The 19,592-nt window shown below is 34.6% G+C and carries 18 protein-coding genes and 1 riboswitch; of the genes, 12 read left to right on the top strand and 6 right to left on the bottom strand.

What is annotated here, in order from left to right:
• Positions 1-29 precede the first annotated feature (29 nt).
• Positions 30-1,370, bottom strand: coding sequence for a c-type cytochrome (locus GXM17_RS04335; RefSeq protein ID WP_163398060.1), 1,341 nt, complete (start codon positions 1,368-1,370; stop codon positions 30-32).
• Between the two features lie 220 nt (positions 1,371-1,590).
• On the opposite strand from GXM17_RS04335, the gene GXM17_RS04330 reads away from it, so the two are divergent.
• Positions 1,591-1,980 carry an SPOR domain-containing protein gene (locus GXM17_RS04330; RefSeq protein ID WP_163398059.1) on the top strand — a complete coding sequence of 130 codons (390 nt, stop codon included), beginning with the start codon at positions 1,591-1,593 and terminating at the stop codon, positions 1,978-1,980.
• A 212-nt stretch (positions 1,981-2,192) separates the two neighbouring features.
• On the opposite strand, the gene infB is transcribed toward GXM17_RS04330, so the two are convergent.
• Genes infB through rimP form a run of 3 tightly spaced genes read right to left on the bottom strand, consistent with a single transcriptional unit; the run spans position 2,193 to position 6,840 of the window.
• Positions 2,193-5,051, bottom strand: coding sequence for a translation initiation factor IF-2 (infB, locus tag GXM17_RS04325; protein ID WP_163398058.1), 2,859 nt, complete (start codon positions 5,049-5,051; stop codon positions 2,193-2,195).
• A gap of 56 nt (positions 5,052-5,107) precedes the next feature.
• Positions 5,108-6,361, bottom strand: coding sequence for a transcription termination factor NusA (nusA, locus tag GXM17_RS04320; RefSeq protein WP_163398057.1), 1,254 nt, complete (start codon positions 6,359-6,361; stop codon positions 5,108-5,110).
• A 14-nt stretch (positions 6,362-6,375) separates the two neighbouring features.
• A complete protein-coding gene (gene rimP / locus GXM17_RS04315; protein ID WP_167522108.1) occupies positions 6,376-6,840 on the bottom strand; it encodes a ribosome assembly cofactor RimP in 465 nt (154 codons plus the stop codon).
• 598 nt (positions 6,841-7,438) lie between these two features.
• Here rimP and GXM17_RS04310 point away from each other — a divergent pair.
• On the top strand, positions 7,439-7,768 hold the full coding sequence (locus GXM17_RS04310; RefSeq protein ID WP_163398055.1) for a hypothetical protein: 330 nt from the start codon (positions 7,439-7,441) through the stop codon (positions 7,766-7,768).
• Between the two features lie 24 nt (positions 7,769-7,792).
• Here GXM17_RS04310 and GXM17_RS04305 read toward each other — a convergent pair whose 3' ends face one another.
• Positions 7,793-8,821 (bottom strand): LacI family DNA-binding transcriptional regulator, encoded by a 1,029-nt coding sequence (locus GXM17_RS04305; RefSeq protein ID WP_163398054.1) that lies wholly within the window; start codon positions 8,819-8,821, stop codon positions 7,793-7,795.
• A 365-nt stretch (positions 8,822-9,186) separates the two neighbouring features.
• On the opposite strand from GXM17_RS04305, the gene rplM reads away from it, so the two are divergent.
• The 4 genes from rplM (at position 9,187) to tsf (ending at position 12,079) form a co-directional block, all read left to right on the top strand.
• Positions 9,187-9,642: a 50S ribosomal protein L13 gene (rplM, locus tag GXM17_RS04300; protein WP_163392396.1), complete on the top strand. Its 456-nt coding sequence runs from the start codon at positions 9,187-9,189 to the stop codon at positions 9,640-9,642.
• On the top strand, positions 9,642-10,028 hold the full coding sequence (rpsI, locus tag GXM17_RS04295) for a 30S ribosomal protein S9 (protein ID WP_163398053.1): 387 nt from the start codon (positions 9,642-9,644) through the stop codon (positions 10,026-10,028). The genes rplM and rpsI overlap by 1 nt, the downstream gene beginning before the upstream one ends.
• Positions 10,029-10,203: 175 nt before the next feature.
• A complete protein-coding gene (gene rpsB, locus GXM17_RS04290) occupies positions 10,204-10,977 on the top strand; it encodes a 30S ribosomal protein S2 (protein WP_163392394.1) in 774 nt (257 codons plus the stop codon).
• A gap of 139 nt (positions 10,978-11,116) precedes the next feature.
• Complete coding sequence (tsf, locus tag GXM17_RS04285) at positions 11,117-12,079, top strand: translation elongation factor Ts (RefSeq protein ID WP_163398052.1); 963 nt, start codon at positions 11,117-11,119, stop codon at positions 12,077-12,079.
• Between the two features lie 67 nt (positions 12,080-12,146).
• Here the strand turns inward: tsf and GXM17_RS04280 are convergent, their stop codons facing one another.
• Complete coding sequence (locus tag GXM17_RS04280; RefSeq protein ID WP_163398051.1) at positions 12,147-14,264, bottom strand: M3 family metallopeptidase; 2,118 nt, start codon at positions 14,262-14,264, stop codon at positions 12,147-12,149.
• Between the two features lie 158 nt (positions 14,265-14,422).
• Here GXM17_RS04280 and GXM17_RS04275 point away from each other — a divergent pair, with 158 nt between their 5' ends.
• The 6 genes from GXM17_RS04275 to thiC all read left to right on the top strand — a co-directional run bounded on the left by GXM17_RS04275 (position 14,423) and on the right by thiC (position 19,563).
• Positions 14,423-15,085, top strand: a complete 663-nt coding sequence (locus GXM17_RS04275; protein ID WP_163398336.1) for a queuosine precursor transporter — start codon at positions 14,423-14,425, stop codon at positions 15,083-15,085.
• Positions 15,086-15,097: 12 nt separating this feature from the next.
• Positions 15,098-15,787: a hypothetical protein gene (locus GXM17_RS04270; RefSeq protein ID WP_163398050.1), complete on the top strand. Its 690-nt coding sequence runs from the start codon at positions 15,098-15,100 to the stop codon at positions 15,785-15,787.
• A gap of 156 nt (positions 15,788-15,943) precedes the next feature.
• The gene (locus GXM17_RS04265) at positions 15,944-16,366 is read left to right on the top strand and encodes a lipocalin-like domain-containing protein (RefSeq protein WP_163398049.1); all 423 of its coding nucleotides are present in this window, start codon (positions 15,944-15,946) and stop codon (positions 16,364-16,366) included.
• A gap of 72 nt (positions 16,367-16,438) precedes the next feature.
• Positions 16,439-16,999, top strand: coding sequence for a DNA-3-methyladenine glycosylase I (locus GXM17_RS04260; RefSeq protein ID WP_163398048.1), 561 nt, complete (start codon positions 16,439-16,441; stop codon positions 16,997-16,999).
• Positions 17,000-17,136: 137 nt separating this feature from the next.
• Positions 17,137-17,233, top strand: a riboswitch (TPP riboswitch).
• A gap of 87 nt (positions 17,234-17,320) precedes the next feature.
• On the top strand, positions 17,321-17,527 hold the full coding sequence (thiS, locus tag GXM17_RS04255) for a sulfur carrier protein ThiS (protein ID WP_163398047.1): 207 nt from the start codon (positions 17,321-17,323) through the stop codon (positions 17,525-17,527).
• 212 nt (positions 17,528-17,739) lie between these two features.
• Complete coding sequence (thiC, locus tag GXM17_RS04250; protein ID WP_163398046.1) at positions 17,740-19,563, top strand: phosphomethylpyrimidine synthase ThiC; 1,824 nt, start codon at positions 17,740-17,742, stop codon at positions 19,561-19,563.
• Positions 19,564-19,592: the final 29 nt, after the last annotated feature.

Below are 19,592 nucleotides of genomic sequence, written 5' to 3'. Positions count from 1 at the left end.
ATATAAATATTAAAATCTTAATAATTCGATTAATAGTGGCATTTACCGCATTCTAAACCTCCCATTTGCGCTGCAGTTAATTTCTCTACACCGTATTTTTTAGAAAGTTCAGCATGAATTTTATCATAATATGCATTTCCTTCCATCTTAACATCAGTTTTTCTATGGCAATCAACACACCATCCCATTGTTAATTTAGAGTACTGCTTCATGATTTCAAACTCCTGTACAGGACCGTGGCAAGTTTGGCATTCAAGTCCTGCAACTGAAACGTGTTGTGAGTGATTGAAATACACAAAATCAGGCAAATTATGAATACGAACCCATTTAACCGGTTTGGTTTTGCCAGTATAGACCTGCTTAGTTTTATCCCAACCAACAGCATCATACAATTTTTGAATCTCACCATCATAAAACGCTTTGCTATATTCAGCAGTAGCAGTAGTTTCAGCAACTTCAGAAATATTTTTATGACAGTTCATACAGACATTTAAAGAAGGAATTCCAGCTGTTTTACTTACACGTGCAGCAGAGTGACAATATTTACAGTTGATTTCATTATCACCAGCATGAATCTTGTGAGAATAGTGAATTGGCTGAATTGGCTCATAATTTTGATCAACTCCTACCTGCATTAAATAACCATAAACAAAATAACCACTTGCCAAAAGTAAAAATATAGCAGTAACCAACACTAAAAATTGATTCCTAACAAAAGCTTTCCAAATTGGAGTAGTCGCTACTTTTGGAGCAACCTCAATACCATTTTTATTTGCAACTTTAGTTAAAACTTTGTTCACCATGAACAACATTACAACCAAAATACCCATTACAAGAGCAAGAGCTCCTAAAATAATATTATTAGAAATTCCTCCAGCCTGAACATTAGTACCCGGAGGAGTTGCTGCACCACCAGCACCAGCAGCAGGCTCAGCCTTTACTTCAGAAGTATAAGCTATAATATTATCAATATCACCCTCAGATAACTGAGGAAAAGAAGTCATTACCGACTTATTATTTTCCTCGAAAAGTTTAACAGCAACAGGATCGCCTGATTTAATCATATCAGAACTGTTGTGTATCCATTTATAAAGCCAGGCTTTATCATGCTTATCAGCTACCCCTCTTAAAGCAGGACCAGTTGATTTAGCATCTAATTTGTGACATGCAGCGCAATTTGCATTAAAAAGTTCTTTCCCTTTTACCGGATCACCACCTCCAGTTGCCGCAGCCGGAGCAGCAGCAGCTTCAGTCGCCGCAGGAGCTGCAGCAGGATCTTGAGCAAATGAAGTTAGGGAGAAAATCAGCGATAGCGACAAGCTAAGCAATAATTTCCTTGAGATCGAATTATGGTTACCCACCTTTTTCATATAGTATAATAATTATCTACTAATTTTTTGGTATGATTTTTTCTGTAATAACTAGCAAAAACCTAATACCCTCTTTTAAAAACTTGCACAAAAATACAATTTAAGTACTATTCTCAAAACCTTAAAATAGTCTTAAATATCAATTTATATCAATTCTAAATAATAAGAACTTTTCACATATAAACTTTAAATAGTACTTTTGTATAAAAACCATCACATTATGAGAATTTTAACCCCTTCAAAAAACATTTTACTTCTATTACCAATGCTTACTTTAACACATTATACTAATGCTCAAGACCAAAACATTACTTTAAATCAAGACCCTAAATTTGAGCAATTATTGAATGATAAACGTAAAATTAACACGTCAATTAGTACCAACGAGACTTACAAAATTCAAATCTTTAGCGGTAAGAGCGATGAAGCAAAGAAGACTTTATCAAATTTTAAAAGAGAGTTTTACAATATAGACGGCACCATAATTTTTAACACTCCTAATTACAAAGTAATTGTTGGAAATTTCAAAACAAGAATTGAAGCAGAAAGAAACCTTGAAGAAATCAAAAAAAGATACAAGACCGTTTTCCTTGTAAAACCAAGCAGATAAATTTCGAGACACTAATTCAAAGACCATTAAAAGTGGTCTTTTTTTTTATTTTTATTTACAAAAGAAATGTGTTTAATAAGAGCAGGACAAAACTTTCTTTAACATCAGTTTTAATCCATTTAAGACATCAAAACATCAAATAAAAGAATGGATAATTAGAAATAAAAAAGCCCCAATTTTCATCGGGGCTTTTCTTATCTAATTATGTACAATTATTTCAATTTCTTCTTAATTGCAACTTCATGATATGCTTCAATAACATCTCTTTCTTCGATATCATTAAAACCTTTAATCTGAATACCGCAATCGTATCCTTTGGTCACTTCTTTAACATCATCTTTAAAGCGTTTTAATGCCACCAATTCACCAGTGTGAACAACAACCCCTTCTCTGATAACCCTAATTTTAGAAGCCCTCAGAATTTTACCATCTGTTACCATACATCCTGCAATTGAACCTACTTTAGAGATTTTGAAAATCTCGCGAATTTCTGCAGTACCCAGAATCTCTTCTTTCATTTCAGGAGCCAACATTCCTTCCATTGCATCTTTCAAGTCATCGATAGCAGCATAAATAATAGAGTAGTAACGGATATCAATTTCTTCTTTATCAGCAAGTTGTCTGGCATTTCCAGCAGGACGAACGTTAAATCCTATAATAATTGCATCTGAAGCAGAAGCTAAATTAACGTCAGTTTCTGTAATAGCTCCAACTCCTTTATGAATAATATTAATCTGAACTTCCTCTGTAGAAAGCTTAGAGAAAGAGTCAGATAGTGCCTCAACAGAGCCATCAACATCTCCCTTAAGAATGACATTTAATTCCTTAAACTGACCAAGGGCAATACGACGTCCAATCTCATCAAGTGTAATATGTCTTTGTGTGCGTACAGATTGTTCACGCATCAACTGAGAACGTTTTGACGCAATTTGTTTTGCTTCTTTTTCGTCTTCAAACACATTGAATTTATCTCCAGCAGTAGCAGCTCCGTCAAGACCCAAAACAGATACCGGTGTCGATGGACCAGCCTCTTTTACATTGTGACCTCGTTCATCATGCATGGCTTTAATTTTACCATGATGTTTCCCTGCCAACATATAATCACCAATTCTAAGAGTTCCCTGTTGAACTAATATAGTAGAAACATATCCTTTTCCTTTATCTAAGAAAGCCTCTACAACAGTTCCCTGAGCGGCCTTATTTGGATTAGCTTTTAAATCAAGGATTTCAGCTTCTAATAACACTTTTTCCAGCAATTCCTTTACTCCTGTTCCTACTTTTGCAGAAATATCATGTGATTGAATTTTTCCACCCCAATCCTCAACAAGCAAATTCATACCTGCTAAACGCTCTTTGATTTTCTCAACATTCGCATTTGGTTTATCAATTTTATTTATTGCAAATATAATTGGAACTCCTGCAGCTTGTGCATGTGATATTGCTTCTTTTGTCTGCGGCATGATATCATCATCCGCAGCTACAACTATAATAGCAATGTCGGTAACCTGAGCTCCACGTGCACGCATAGCGGTAAAGGCTTCGTGACCCGGAGTATCTAAAAATGCAATTTTTTGACCATTATCCAAAGTTACTCCATAAGCCCCAATATGCTGAGTAATACCTCCAGATTCACCAGCAATAACATTTTCTTTACGAATATAATCCAGTAAAGATGTTTTACCATGGTCAACATGTCCCATTACAGTAACAATTGGTGCCCTAACAACTAAATCTTCTTCTTTATCTTCAACAACCTCAATAGCTTCTTCGATATCAACTGTAATAAACTCTACTTCATAACCAAACTCATCAGCCACAATAGTCAAAGTTTCTGCATCCAAACGCTGGTTCATAGTAACCATGATACCAAGAGACATACAAGTTCCTATAACTTTAGTGATCGGAACATCCATCATAATCGCAATTTCGCCTACCGTAACAAATTCAGTAACTTTAATAGTTTTACTTCCTTCATCTAGTGCTCTTTGCTCCTCATCAGACTTCTGGCGGTGTGTATCTCTTTTATCTCTTCTATACTTTGCCGCTTTTGATTTTCCCCCTTTACCTTGTAGTTTTTCCAGGGTTTCTCTGATTTGGTTTTTTACTTCCTCCTCAGTAGGCTCAACTTTAGCTACTATAGCCGGGCGATTTCCTTTTACAAAGCCAGGTCTCGCACTTCTGTTAGCATTAAAACCTCCATTACCTGTATTTGGTGTAATTTTATTAGGATTTGGTGTTCCAGGCGCATTACCTGTTGCAGGTTTTGTTATTCCGGCCGTACCAGGCTTTGGAGCAATTCTCTTACGCTTATTTTTGTTAGCATTGTTATTTGCACCCGGAGTACCTGGTTTATTTGGTGTTATCTTTGGATCTTCTTTCTTTTTCTTAGGCTTATTAAATTGAGACAAATCAATTGTCTGACCTGTAAGAGTAGTTCCCGATAATTTTTGATATTGTGTAGTTATAGTTTCTTCTGCAGTTTCAGGATCAGTTGAAACAACTGGCTCATGCGCCGTTTTAGAAGAGTCAGTTTTTACATCTTTTTTCTCAGTAATAATAGGTTCTGCCTTGTCTTGAGCTATCGGAGCTTCGGTTTTAACCTCTTCTTTTTGAATTGGCTTTTCAACTTCTTTCTGAGCAACTTTAGGTTCCTCAACTTTAGCTTTAACCGACTCCTCTGAAGGTGTAGAAACAACAGTTTTTTTCGGATTTAAATCGATTTTACCTACCTGAACAGGCCCGGATACAACAGCTTTTGCTTTTATAATCTCCTGCTGTTTTTGACGCTCTTCATCTTGCCTGCGTTTGTCCTCAATTTCTTTCTCACGTTCAACACGCAATGCTTCTTTTTCTTTTCTCTTCTCTTCCCCTACTTCTTTAGAAGCTTCCTTATTCCCCTTATCGCCCGCAAATTGGTTTTGCAGGATATTAAATTCGCTGTCAGAAATTTTCGCATTTGGATTTGCATCAATAGCAATTCCCTTATCTTTTAGATAATCTACAGCTCTTTCTAACGAAATATTTAATTCCCTTAAAACCTTGTTTATTCTTATTACTCTCTCTTCAGACATATAACCTTTTTATTATTACCTTTTTCGTTGTGTTGTTAGGGCAGATAGTCAAATATCTAACTATCAAACTCTTCTTTTAGTATTTTCATAACATCCAGAATTGTTTCCTCTTCCAGATCAGTTCTTCTTACTAAATCTTCTACTTCCTGACTTAGGATACTTTTTGCAGTATCCAAACCTATTTTAGCAAACTCTTCAATTACCCAGTCTTCTATTTCATCTGAAAATTCTGTTAATTCAACATCATCTTCATCTGCAATCGCTCCGGCAACATCACCTTCACGAATAACATCTAATTCATAGCCTGTTAACTGACCCGCTAATTTAATATTGTGTCCTCCTCTACCAATTGCTTTAGAAACCTCTTCTAATTTCAGGAAAACTTCAGCTCTTTTATTTTCTTCATCAATTTTCACTGAAGAAACTTTAGCAGGACTTAATGCTCTTGTAATAAACAATTGAATATTGTTTGTGTAATTGATTACGTCAATATTTTCATTCCCTAACTCCCGAACAATTCCATGAATTCGAGACCCTTTCATACCAACACAAGCACCAACAGGGTCTATTCTGTCATCATAAGAATCCACAGCCACTTTTGCTTTTTCACCAGGGATACGTACTACATTTTTAACGGTGATCAAACCATCAAATACTTCAGGAATTTCCTGCTCAAATAATTTCTCTAAAAACTTCTCAGAAGTTCTGGACATAATGATTTGAGGTTTATTTCCTTTTAATTCAACACTTTCAATGATTCCTCGTACATTATCTCCTTTACGGAAAAAGTCAGACGGAATTTGTTTTTCTTTTGGAAGTACAATCTCATTCCCTTCATCATCTACCAAAATTACAACTCTTGGTCTTACATGGTGTACCTCTGCAGTATAAATATCACCGATAATATCTTTAAATTGCTTATAAAGATTTGTATTATCGTGTTCGTGAATTTTTGATATTAAGTTTTGACGCAAGGCCAAAATAGCTCTTCTTCCTAAATCAATCAATTTAACTTCTTCAGAAACTTCTTCACCAATTTCAAAATCCGCTTCAATCATTCTGGCTTCAGTCAGGGTAATTTCTTCATTTTCAAAATCAAGATCTTCGTCAGCAACGATTACTCTTCTTCTCCAAATTTCCATATCTCCTTTATCAGGATTTATAATAATATCGAAGTTATCATCAGAACCGTATTTTTTCTTCAATGCATTTCTAAACACGTCCTCTAAAATTGCCATAAGCGTTACACGATCAATAAGTTTATTATCTTTAAACTCTGAGAATGAATCGATTAATGCTAAATTTTCCATGCGAATTCTTTAAATTAAAATGTTACTGTAACAATTGCCTCTTTAATTTCTGTATAAGGTATTTGTTGCTCTTTTTGAACTGTTTCCTTTCCTTTTCCTATTTTCTTCGGTTCTCTTGCTTCCCAAGACAAAATTATAAAAACATCGTTAGCTTCTAACAATTCTGCTTCAATTTTTTCAGTATTTGTAGTCACAATCAATGTTCTACCAATATTTTTCTTGTATTGTCTTGTAAATTTTAACGGGGAACCTACTCCAACAGATGCTACCTCAAGAGAGAAATCCTGTTCTTCACGATCCAGATTATTCTCAATTGCACGACTGATATCAATACAATCCTGAAGTGCTACTCCATTATCACCATCTAAACCCACACTAATTTTAAAAGAATCTGAAATACTCAAATCAATCAAAAAGATCGAAGGTCTTTCTAAAAGAGCTTCTGTAATCAATGCGTTTACTTTTTCTTTAAATGTCATAATTTTATAAAAAGAGGGGACACTTAGTCCCCTCATTATTTAGATTTTAATAAATAACGGTGCAAATATAGTGTTTTTTTTATAAATCAAATAATTAGATTGCTCTAATAATATTTCTTATCTCAAATAAGAGCAATAAAATAACAGATTATTCAATAATTTAACCTCAAAATTATGAAAGGATTTCAATTTAGACTAACTTCAGAACACCAAGAAGACGCTTTAAAGTTGCACCACAAATAGCCCGAAGAAACAATTCAGAGCCCGTACTACCCCAAATACCTGATTACCAAGCGAAATGAAGGATGCAATTAGTGACGGAGCAAGCATTTCCTAAACAATACTGTTTGAAAATGCCAATAAAAATGCTGGATAACCTAATTAAAAAACTTATCTTCAGTACATCTCCGTAACTGAGTTCTTAAAAGAAACAACTCATAAAATTTAACAAGTCCGCAAAGTAAATAATATTGACTTAAATATAATGTGACTCATATTTTTTTAGGTATTAGGAATATAAATTTGATGTAAGACTGAAAAGTGGTCAGAAATTCCTAAATTCCGGTTTTAATCTAAAAAAAAGAAGCTTCAAATTTTAATGTATCTACAAAATAGTCATTTTCAGATTTTACAGGAGAATCTAATAACCATTTGCAAAATTATTAAGTTTCACCGAATTACCTTAACTCAAAAATTCATCTGGATAAAATTTTACGCACCCAACAGCTTTAAACCACCCCACGTTATCACAAAAGCAATGAAAGAGTTTGTAACTGAATTTAGTCTGACAACTTATTCAACAGATAATACATACGATACTAATACAGAAAAAGTAATTATTAATTTCTCCAATACTTTTAGTACTGATATAATCGGAATGTGTACATACGGAAGAACAGGTTTTGCGTACTTTTTAACAGCAGCATAAGCGAAGACCTGTTCAATCATTTTTTTATTTAGATTTTCTGGTTGATTCCCTCTCTTTTAATTTTGTTTTAATGACAATTGTCTCGTAAGCAGTACTCTCCTCTTCTTCCTCTTCCAGCCTTGAAATTAATCGCTTTGCAGCAACCTCGCCTATTTCAATACCATGCTGGCTTATTGTTGTTAAACTTGGAGACAAACGTCTTGATGCCAAGATTCCGTCCGCAAAACCTATTATGGAAATATCTTCCGGAACTCTGAATCCTTTTTTCAAACTAACCCTTAAAGCTGCAACCGAATCATTTTCATCCAGAGCAAAAATTCCATCAACTTTATTATCGAAAATTGCTTCAATTTTGCTTTTCATATCTTCCTCTGAATTAGTTCGAAGAATTATTTTTTCGTTTATCGGGATATTATTGTCTTTTAAAGCTTTCAAATATCCATCAGCTCTTAGTTTCCCAACACTCAAATTATCTACTGAAGAAATTAGGGCAATGTTTTTACATCCTAAATTAATTAGATGTTGGGTTGAATTTAAAGCCGAATCATAATCATCCACTACAACTTTATCACATTCAACCCCATCAGCAATCCTGTCAAACATTACTATTGGAGTACCGTCATTGATGATTTCAGAAAAATGACTGTATTCTTCTAAATTTTGAGCTTCTTGTGAAACCGAAAGAATAAAACCGTCAATTGTACCATTACTTAACATTTCAAGCGTATGAATTTCTTTTTCTAAAGACTCGTTCGAAATACATGTAATTACATTATATCCTTTTTTGTCAGCTACTTTCTCAATACCGCTAAAAACTTTTGCAAAAAAAGAGTTTAATATATTAGGTATAATTACCCCTATTGTTTTGGTTTTGCGGTTTTTCAGATTCAAACCAATAACATTCGGCTTATAGTTTTTGAGTTTGGCATACTCTTTAATCTTTACTTTTGTTTGCTCACTAATTTCAGGACTGTCATTCAACGCCTTAGATACAGTCGAAACAGAAACTCCAAGTTCCTTCGCAATTTGTTTTAGAGTTGCTTTAGCTTTCATCCAATTGAATTTTATGTAATTAATACAAATATAGTAGAATTGCTTAAAACAAAACAAAAAACCCTGCCACTTATTAAAATCACCAACGTCTTTCCTAAAACAAACCAAAAAAACATCAGACTAAAACAAACTTCACTTGACAAAACTATGTCAGGTTTTTAAAACATTATACATTAAAAAACTAAAACTTTTAGCTTATCTGACATTAAATATTACAAACCATACTTTTTGTCGTTTTAATTTCAAAACTGACAGGCTGATTTTCAGGATATAAAATAATCTTTTCAGGTATTTGGATTTAAAATAATTAATTGTACTTTTGCATCCCCTTTATTGGGGATGGAATGTTTAATTAAAATAATATTATGGACGCATTAAGCTACAAAACAGTTTCAGCAAACAAAGCCACTGTAACTAAAGAGTGGATTGTTGTTGACGCTGAAGGTCATAACTTAGGACGTCTTGCTTCAAAGGTTGCAATGATCTTAAGAGGTAAGTACAAGCCAAGTTATACACCGCACGTTGACTGTGGGGATAACGTAATTGTTATCAACTCAGAAAAAATTAACCTTACAGGTACAAAAATGAATGACAAAATTTACATGCGTCATACAGGTTACCCAGGAGGACAAAGAACTTTAACTGCTAAAGTATTGCAAGCTAAAAATCCTGCATTATTAGTAGAAAAAGCGGTAAAAGGTATGTTGCCTAAAAACAAATTAGGAGCTGAACTTTTTAGAAATCTAAATGTTGTTGTAGGCGCAGAGCATACCCACGGAGCTCAAAAACCTAGAACTGTTAACCTAAATGATCTTAAGTAATGGGAGTTATTCACAAAATCGGCAGAAGAAAAACCGCTGTTGCACGTGTATACGTTTCTGAAGGAACTGGAAACATCACTGTAAACAAAAAAGAATTCGCAACTTACTTTCCAACTGCAACTTTACAATACAAAGTTTTACAACCGCTTTCTATGACAGAAAACGCTGGTAACTTTGACATAAAAGTAAACGTTTACGGAGGTGGTACAACTGGTCAGGCAGAAGCTGTAAGAATGGCATTAGCACGCGTAATGTGTGAAGTTAACGCTGAAAACAGAGGGATACTTAAACCAGAAGGTTTATTAACAAGAGACCCAAGAATGGTTGAACGTAAGAAATTCGGTCAGAAGAAAGCTCGTAAGAGATTCCAGTTCTCTAAACGTTAATATTACCTGTCTTGTTCAGATGGGACAAGACCTTATCAATTATTTATTGAAATTAAAAACACAGTTATTGTTGCTCTCCTATCGAGGTAGGATATAGTTTAGCATCTAAATGTATGAAGCCTGGGAAACCGCCATTCACACATTGCTAATCAACAGAACGTAAACTAGTACAAAAATGGCAAACAAAATAGAAGTAAAAGAATTACTAGAAGCAGGTGTTCATTTCGGACACATGACTAGAAAATGGGATCCAAACATGGCTCCTTACATTTATATGGAGCGTAATGGTATTCACATTATCAATCTATATAAAACTGCAGCTAAAATTGAAGAAGCTAACGAAGCTTTGAAAAAAATCGCTGCATCAGGTAGAAAAATTTTATTCGTAGCTACCAAAAAACAAGCAAAAGACATCGTTGCTGATAAAGCAAAAGCTGCAAACATGCCTTACATCACTGAAAGATGGCCAGGTGGAATGCTGACTAACTTCGTAACTATCAGAAAGGCAGTTAAAAAAATGTCTTCTATCGATAAAATGAAGAAAGATGGCACTTTCAACACGCTATCTAAAAAAGAGCGTTTGCAAGTTGATCGTCTACGTGCTAAATTAGAGAAAAACTTAGGTTCAATCGCTGATATGTCCAGACTGCCTGCAGCATTGTTCGTAGTAGATATCAAAGCTGAACACATTGCAATAAAAGAAGCTCAAAAATTAAACATTCCAGTTTTCGCAATGGTTGATACGAATTCTGACCCAAGAGAGGTTGATTACGTGATTCCTGCAAATGATGATGCTTCTAAATCAATTGACAAAATTTTATCTTTAGTAACTACTGCTGTAATCGAAGGTCTTTCTGACAGAGGTGCTGAAAAAGAAACTGAAGTTGCTGCTGAAGAAGAAGCTGCTCCTGCTGTAGAAGCTGAGGCTGCTCCTGCAACTGAAGAATAAATCAACTTTAAATTCCAAATTTTAAATTCCAAAATCCAAGACAGAATTAAAAACGTTATGTTGATAATTTATTAAAATTGGAATTTGGGATTTAAAAGCTGGAATTTTTACTTTTAAAAACATTAAAACTTAAAATATTATGGCAACAATTACTGCTGCAGACGTAAATAAATTAAGACAATCTACAGGTGCCGGGATGATGGACTGTAAAAAAGCTTTAGTTGAAGCTGAAGGAGATTTCGATAAAGCTATACAAATCCTTAGAGAAAAAGGACAAAAAGTTGCTGCTAACCGTTCTGACCGTGAGTCTGCTGAAGGAGCTGCTGTTTCTTTTATCAATGCTGACAACACTAAAGGAGCTATCCTTACTTTAAACTGCGAAACTGACTTCGTAGGTAAAAATGAAGCTTTCGTTGCTTTAGCTAAAGATTTAGTAGAAAGAGCTATCAACTTCTCTTCTAAAGAAGAGTTATTAGCTTCTGATTTTAACGGAATCACTGTAGCTGAGAAATTAATTGAGCAAACGGGAGTTATTGGTGAAAAAATCGAAATCGGTGGATTTGAAATTTTAGAAGGTGCTTACGTTGGTTCTTATGTTCACGTTAATAAAATTGCTGCTTTAACTGCAATTTCTGCTCCAGTTGCTAACGCTGAAGCTTTAACAAAAGACATCTCTATGCAAGTTGCTTCAATGGGAGCTGATACTTTATCTTACAAAGATTTTGATCCTGCTTTCGTTGAGTCTGAACTTGCTGCCCGTATTGCTGTAATCGAAAAAGACAATGAAGAAGCTAAACGTTTAGGAAAAACTTTAAAAAATGTTCCTAAATACATCTCTTTCTCTCAATTAACTCCTGAAGTTATCAAACAAGCAGAAGAAGATGCTAAAGCTGAATTAAAAGCTGAAGGAAAACCAGAGCAAATCTGGGACAAAATTCTTCCAGGTAAAGTTCAGCGTTTCATTTCTGACAACACTACTTTAGATCAGGAGAAAGCATTATTAGATCAAAACTTCATCAAAGATGACAGTAAAAAAGTTGGTGATTACGTAAAAGGATTCAATGTTGAAATTACAGGTTTCAAAAGAGTTACTTTAGGTTAATATATTATTTTTCAATACAAAAGCCCGAATATTAATTTATTCGGGCTTTTTTTATAGTTCCTATGTCTTAATCTTTCTTTGCAATTGGAAAATTCCTTGCCCGCATTAATGCATCTGTTTTTGGTGCTCTCCCTCTGAAATTTTCATAACTTCTTTCATTATCGATTGTGTTTCCAACACTAAAAACCGTATCATAAAGCCTTTTGGCAACTGCCTTATCATAAGGTCCATTTCCTTCGGTAAAAGCTTCCCAGGCATCAGCATTGATAACATCTGCCCATAAATAACTATAATATCCAGCAGCATATCCGTCGCTTGAAAAAATATGCCCAAATTGTGGAATACGGTGTCGCATTACAATTTCAGACGGCATATGAAGCGCATCCAGAGTTTCTATTTCAAATTTATGAGGGTCAATAGTTGTTGTAGTTAAATGCAGTTTCATATCTACTAAAGAACTTGAAATTGTTTCGACAGTAGCGAAACCCTCACCAAAATTAGCAGCTTTTTCAATTCTGTCTACCAATGACTGAGGCAATGGTTGATTTGTTTTGTAATGCAACGCAAATTTATTCAATACTTCAGGAGTTGCAAGCCAATGTTCTAATAACTGCGAAGGAAACTCAACATAATCTCTTGCGACGGAAGTTCCTGCTAAACTTGGATAAGTAACATTTGAACATAATCCGTGAAGTGCATGCCCAAACTCATGAAATAAAGTCGAAGCATCATCCCAGGAAATCAAAATTGGCTCATTATCTGCACCTTTTATAAAATTACAATTATTGGAAACGATAGTAAGCACTTCCCCATCCAGTTTTTGTTGATCTCGATAAGCATTCATCCATGCTCCTGAACGTTTTCCTGCACGAGCATAAGGATCAAAATACCATAATCCAACAACTTTACCGGTTACTTTATTACTCACTTCCCAAACACGTACATCAGGATGATAAACCGGAACATTTGTAATTTGTCTAAAACTTAAATTGAACAGCTCACCCGCAACCCAGAACATTCCTTCACGTAACTTCTCCAACTGAAGATATGGCTTAACCTCATTTTGATCTAAGTCATATTTAGCTTTTCTAACTTTTTCAGCATAAAAACGATAATCCCAAGGCTGAATTTTAAATTTACCTCCCTCTGTATCTACGATTTTTTGCATTTCTGCTACATCTTCATGCACTTTTTTAACTGCTGGTTCCCATACCGAAAGCATCAAATCTAAAGTTTTCTGTGGGTCTTTCGCCATTTTATTAGATAAACTCCAATCGGCAAAAGTTGGATAGCCAAGTAATTTTGCTTTTTTTGTCCGTAATTCTAAAATTGAAACTAATGTTGCATTATTGTCATTTGCGTTCCCATTATCTCCTCGTTTTACAAAGATATCAAAGGCTTTTTCCCTCAAATCCCTGCGAGTTGAAAAAGTCAAAAAAGGCTCAATTGAAGAACGTGTATTTGCAATAGTTCCTAAAACATTTAGTTTTCGTTCTTTCGCATCAGCCATAGCTGCTTTTTTAACTTCCTCCGGTAAGCCATCAAAATCACTTTCTGTAGTTAAAGCAACATATTGATTATGCTCTTCAGCCAATAAATTTTGACTGAATTTTGTAAAAAGACCGGCTAATTCTTTATTAATTTTTGCAACTTTTTCTTTATCCTGATCATTCAGTTTGGCACCTTCACGTACAAAATTAGTGTAATACAACCAAATCAGGCGCTGTTGTTCACTCCTTAGTTTTTTGCTTTCTTTTGAATTGTAAAGTGTTTCTATTCTTGTGAATAATTTTTTATTCTGATTTATTTTATCTTTAAGCTCTGAAAATTTTGGAGACATTTCTGTATCAACAGCGTTAAATTCAGGACTGCTTAAATTTGACCTGTAAATTCCGTAAACAGTAGAAATCCTTGAAATTGTTTCACCTGAACGTTCTAAAGCAGCAATGGTATTATCAAAAGTTGGTGCTTTAGAATTATTAGCAATCGCATCAATTTCATTTAGTTTTTCCTGAATTGCAAACTGAATTGCAGGTTTAAAATCTGATACCTTATATACATCAAAGGCAGGGACTCCGCCATACGGACCTGTCCACTTTTTTAGCAATGGATTCTCAGTATTAGTTTGTGCGTTTGACGCAAAAAAGATTGTACCCATGAGAAAAATTGTGATTATTTTTTTCATTACATTAAAGAATTTGTTTTAAATATTAAAAAACGATTATTGTTTCAAAAATAACTAAAACAAACTATATGAATAAAAATTTAACTTTTAAAACAAAAACAAACCATTTTTAGTTATAATGAAATAGCTTAAATTTGAAAGATTATTTACAAACTTATATGTTTAAAACCAAAAAGGAAATTATTTTTGTAGTTCTGGCAGGAATTTTTATAACCAATGCTGTTGTAGCAGAACTTATTGGAGGAAAATTGATTCAGATAGGACCATTCGTAATGAGTATCGGAATTTTACCTTGGCCGATAGTTTTTCTTACAACAGATTTGATTAATGAATATTTTGGCGAAAAAGGCGTTAAAAAATTATCCTTAATTACAGCTTGCTTAATTGCTTATGCATTTTTAATATTATTTATGGCAATAGTAATTCCGGCCGCAAAAGGAATAAGCCCCGTAAATGATGAACAATTTCAGGCTGTTTTTGGACAAAGTATGTGGATTATCGTCGGAAGCATAATAGCTTTTATGGCATCTCAGCTTATTGACGTTTGGATTTTTTGGTTTTTTAAAAACAGGACCGGGGAAAAGAAAATATGGTTAAGAGCTACAGGGTCAACGGTAATTTCTCAATTATTTGACTCTTTCATAGTTCTTGGAATTGCTTTTTGGCTTCCCGGAAAAATTGATTTTGACACCTATATTACATCAGGATTAACAGGTTATATATTCAAACTGTCGGTTGCAATTTTACTAACTCCGTTAATTTATGCCGGACATCATTTGATTAAAAAATATTTAGAAGAAGATCATCCTCCCAAAGATTAAAACTTCGTAACCATGAAAAGAAACAGTATCGTTATATTATTTTCAATTCCCTATTTTTTTATAAGCTGCGGTAATGACGAAAAAAAACAGCCCAAAAAAGAAATAGTCCACCCGGTAAATAACCTGAAGTCTGTTTCTGTTTCCAAAAAAAGCACCAGAAATAAAACCTTAGATACAATTGCCATTGCAAATGATTTGAAAAAAAATTCAAATACTTCTAAAAAGACCGCTTTTTCAGAGAAAGAGAATATTTCCGTTATTTCTCAAGCTAACAACTCACAAAGTGCTTCAGAAAAAAACACTTTAGATGTAAGAAAAAAAGCAAATGAGAATTTAATGACCTTTGTCAATTTGCGAAAAATATTTTCTCTTACTAAAATTGGCCAAACGTTAACTCAAGATCAATTAACCCAAAATTTTAAAATTCCCGAAGACGCTGTAAAATTGGTAAAAAGTGTAACCAAAACAGCCGAAAATGAACTCGCCGTAAAATGGCATTCCACCTGGTTTGTCGAAAAAGTATCTGATGCCGAACTTGAAGACGGTCGAATGAAAGTAATATTCAAGGCCAACAAAATGTACACTTCTGGCAAAGCTATTGGCATTAAATACAATAAAAAAATCTACAATAATCTGGTTATAATTGGTCATTCAGCTTATATACCTAATGTCAAAGGATATAGTTGGCAAATTGGCAAGTAATAAGCTACTAATAGTGAGTTATTTAATTAGTTTTAATAAAATAAAACATAATAAAAGCTCATTATCACTTGCTTTTATTAAAAAAACATCTAATTTTGTTAACATAATTTAACAAATAAAATCAAGTAAAAAATGAAAAAAATTACAATTCTTTTTTTGTCAGTATTGACATTAGGTTTATCAGTAGCATCTTGTAGTAGTGATGACGATAATGATGGAGGTACATCAGGTTCTATCGAAGGAAAATGGGAACCTACTCACTATGGAGTTATTGTAAATGGAAAAGAGTCTCTTGAGGCAGTATCTTCAGGAAGTTGTTCAAAACCAATTTTAGAGATATTATCAAACGGTACATTTAAAGATACTTATTCAGAATCTTATGGTGGTAAATGCGAAACATATACTGAAACTGGTACTTGGACTAAAAAAGATAATACTTTTACAGTAAAATATGAAGGAGAAACTTCTGTTGACACTTATGAAATCGTTGAACTTACAGGTAGTAAATTAAAAATTAAACAAACTTATACTGAAGAAGGTCAAACATATTCTGAAGTAAATGTTTTTGTAAAAAAATAATTTTAAAAAAACAGTTTTTTAAACCTCAAACTTATTAGTTTGAGGTTTTTTTATACCTTTAAAATAAAAATTTTGGAACTAATTCGATGTAGCTGGTGCAATTCCGGTGATTTATATAAAAAATACCATGATGAAGAATGGGGGATTCCGGTTTATGATGATCCTACGCTATTCGAATTTTTAATTCTGGAAACCTTTCAGGCAGGATTAAGCTGGATTACGATTTTAAACAAAAGAGAGAATTTCAGAAATGCTTTTGATTATTTCGATTATAAAAAAGTAGCTCATTATTCTGAAGACAAAATCGAAGAATTAATGCAAAATACCGGAATCATACGCAATAAACTCAAAATTAAAGCAGCTGTTTCAAATGCTCAGGCCTTCATGAAAGTTCAGGAAGAATTTGGAAGTTTCTCAGATTATATCTGGAAATTCACTAACGGAAAACCCATCATCAACCATCCCAAAACCTCAAAAGACGTTCCCGCCACCACTCCACTTTCTGACGAAATCAGCAAAGATTTAAAAAAAAGAGGATTTAAATTTGTAGGCTCAACAGTTGTTTATGCACACATGCAGGCCACCGGAATGGTCAATGATCATGCCGAAGATTGCTGGACAAGAACAAAGTAAAAGTTTTGTTTCAAGTTTCAGGTTTCAGGTTACGTCTATGTCGGAATAGAAACGGTAAAAAATCATCCCAGATGCAACTTGAAACCTGAAACCTGAAACTTTTTTAAACTCCCAAACAAATTTTTCATTACATTTGCTTCACACTTTAGGGGTGTCTGCATCGTGCAGGCTGAGATTTTACCCTCTGAACCTGATCTAGTTCATACTAGCGTAGGGAAAAGTAAGATGACTTCTTCACGCATTTTTTTGTGCGTAATTGTAGCCATTCCTAAGGTTTTTAGATGTACTGCTGTGCATCTCTATAACTAAAATTCAAAAGGAATGGAACTAAAAATCAACCAACAAATCAAACAATTCAATGCCGAATCGCTTAGCGTTCAGTCATTGCTCGATCTCGAAATTCCGAATAAACAGAACGGAATCGCCGTTGCCATTAACAATACTGTCGTTCCAAAAATAAACTGGAGCAGCCACTTTGTGTCCGAAACTGACGAAATCCTAATTATTTCTGCCACTCAGGGAGGATAATTTGGCTGCACGAACGGGCTATCCGTTACAAGTCCGCAGTCGTCAACCACAAAAATACAGTCATAACAAAGCTTCCGCTGGTCGCTTTCTTATTCCTTATTTTTTACGGTTTTCTCCTTTACGGGCTTTACACTGCTATCCCTGGCAGAAAATCGGTTACGAGAAATTTAAAATTTCAATCAAATAACAATAGTAATTCAAATCTAAGAAGAATGAATCAGGAAGAACAAATATCCAGAACCCCATTTCCAAATTCCAGAAAAGTATATATTGATGGCGAAATTCATACCATAAAAGTGGCCATGCGCGAAATTCAGTTAAGCGATACCAAACTTTCGAATGGCGGAATTGAGAAAAATCCTCCCGTAACCGTTTATGACACATCAGGAGCTTATACTGATCCGGACATCGAAATCAATATCCGAAAAGGTTTGCCACGTTTAAGAGAGCAATGGATTTTAGACCGAAATGATGTTGAAATCTTAAGCGAAATAACTTCTGATTACGGACAAACAAGATTGAAAGATGAAAGTTTAAACCATCTTCGTTTTGAATATTTACATCAGCCAAAACGTGCAAAAAAAGGCGCAAACGTAACCCAATTGTATTACGCCAAACAAGGAATCATCACTCCCGAAATGGAATATATTGCGATTCGTGAAAATCAGCGCATCGAACTTTTAAACGAACAAACCAAAGCCATGCAATGCCAGCACGACGGACAAAGTTTTGGTGCAAATACCCCAAAAAGCAAAATTACACCCGAATTTGTTCGTAGCGAAGTTGCCTGCGGAAGAGCCATAATTCCAAACAATATCAATCATCCCGAAAGTGAACCGATGATCGTTGGCCGTAACTTTTTAGTAAAAATCAATGCCAATATCGGAAACAGCGCCGTGACTTCCAGTATTGAAGAAGAAGTCGAAAAAGCCGTCTGGGCTTGTCGCTGGGGAGCTGATACGATTATGGATTTATCTACGGGAAAAAACATTCACGAAACCAGAGAATGGATTATAAGAAATTCTCCAGTTCCAATTGGTACTGTTCCGATTTATCAGGCTTTGGAAAAAGTAAAGGGAATTGCTGAAGATTTAACCTGGGAAATTTTCCGTGATACCTTGATTGAACAGGCAGAGCAAGGAGTTTCTTATTTCACGATTCACGCCGGAGTTTTACTTCGCTATATTCATTTAACAGCTAACCGCGTTACCGGAATCGTTTCGAGAGGCGGATCAATTATGGCAAAATGGTGTTTATTTCATCATAAAGAAAATTTCTTATACACCCATTTTGAAGAAATATGCGAAATCATGAAACAATATGATGTTGCCTTTTCTCTTGGTGATGGTTTACGCCCGGGATCAATTGCAGATGCTAATGATGCTGCTCAGTTTGCTGAACTGGAAACTTTAGGAGAATTAACAAAAATTGCCTGGAAACACGATGTACAGGTTTTTATTGAAGGCCCCGGACACGTTCCGATGCACATGATTAAAGAAAACATGGACAAACAATTAGAACATTGCCATGAAGCTCCATTTTATACTTTAGGCCCGTTAACGACAGATATTGCACCGGGTTACGATCATATCACCTCAGCAATTGGCGCTGCGATGATTGGCTGGTACGGTTGTGCGATGTTGTGTTATGTAACACCAAAAGAACATCTTGGTTTACCGAATAAAAAAGATGTAAAAGACGGTGTGATTACCTATAAAATCTCAGCTCACGCTGCCGATTTAGCAAAAGGTCATCCGGGAGCACAGTATCGTGACAATGCTTTGAGTAAAGCCCGTTTCGAATTCCGTTGGGAAGACCAGTTTAATTTGGCATTAGATCCGGATACCGCAAGAGAATTCCACGATGAAACGCTTCCGGCAGACGGTGCAAAAGTGGCGCATTTCTGTTCGATGTGCGGACCCAAATTCTGTTCTATGAAGATATCCCAGGAAATCAGGGATGTCGCTGCTGCTGAAAAAGGCATGCAGGAGAAATCAGAGGAATTTATTGAACAGGGTAAAGAAATTTATATATAATGTGAGATGATATTTGTAAAATGTGAAAG

The sequence above is a fragment of the Flavobacterium fluviatile genome (genome assembly GCF_010645065.1).
Classification (GTDB): Bacteria; Bacteroidota; Bacteroidia; order Flavobacteriales; family Flavobacteriaceae; genus Flavobacterium; species Flavobacterium fluviatile.
This window is presented reverse-complemented; position numbering and strand designations above follow the sequence as displayed.